This window comes from Actinomadura logoneensis (genome assembly GCF_003428695.1).
Taxonomy (GTDB): Bacteria; Actinomycetota; Actinomycetes; order Streptosporangiales; family Streptosporangiaceae; genus Spirillospora; species Spirillospora logoneensis.
Window position 1 is genome coordinate 1 of record NZ_QURH01000393.1, and the last position, 723, is coordinate 723.

The 723-nt window shown below is 75.1% G+C and carries 2 protein-coding genes; one reads left to right on the forward strand and one right to left on the reverse strand.

What is annotated here, in order from left to right; all coding sequences use genetic code 11:
- On the reverse strand, positions 1-201 hold a 201-nt coding region (locus DZF91_RS39035; RefSeq protein WP_199486816.1), incomplete at its 3' end, for a hypothetical protein.
- A 123-nt stretch (positions 202-324) separates the two neighbouring features.
- Here DZF91_RS39035 and DZF91_RS22905 point away from each other — a divergent pair.
- On the forward strand, positions 325-723 hold a 399-nt coding region (locus tag DZF91_RS22905; protein ID WP_158588022.1), incomplete at its 3' end, for a DnaJ domain-containing protein.

The window sequence follows — 723 nt, forward strand, 5'->3', positions numbered from 1 at the left end:
GGCGACGGCCCGGCCGGCGATCACGGCCCGGCCATCGGGCACGACCCGGACGACGGCCACGGCCCGGCGGGCGGGCACGGCCCAGGCGACGGGCACGGCCCAGGCGACGGGCACGGCCCAGGCGACGGGCACGGCCCGGCGGGCGGCGACGGCCGCTCGGCAGAACCAGGTCCGGGCCGTCCTCCCCCGGCGTGCGCGCACGGCGGAGGACGGTCCGGGCGGCCCATCGGCGCCGGACGCCCCGGCACGGCGCCGGACACCACACCACCGGCACCGGACGGCACACCGGCGGCAGACACACCAAGACGCGGAAGGCGAGGATCGGTGAGCACCAAGGACTACCTCGAGAAGGACTACTACAAGGTCCTCGGTGTCTCGAAGAACGCCTCGCAGGACGAGATCAAGAAGGCTTACCGCAAGCTCGCCCAGCAGTACCACCCGGACCGCAACAAGGGCGACGCCGACGCCGAGGAGAGGTTCAAGGAGGTCTCCGAGGCGAACAGGGTCCTTTCGGACGAGAAGCGCCGCAAGGAGTACGACCAGGTCCGCTCGATGCCGAGCGGCTTCCGCGGCGCCGGCGGCGGGCAGGGCGGCGGCTTCGGTTTCGACCTGGGAGACCTCTTCGGGCAGGGCGGCCCGGCGGGCGGCGGCCCGGCCGGCGGCGCCGGGGAGCGCATCGGCGACCTGTTCGGCGGCCTGTTCAACCGGGGCGGCACGCGCACC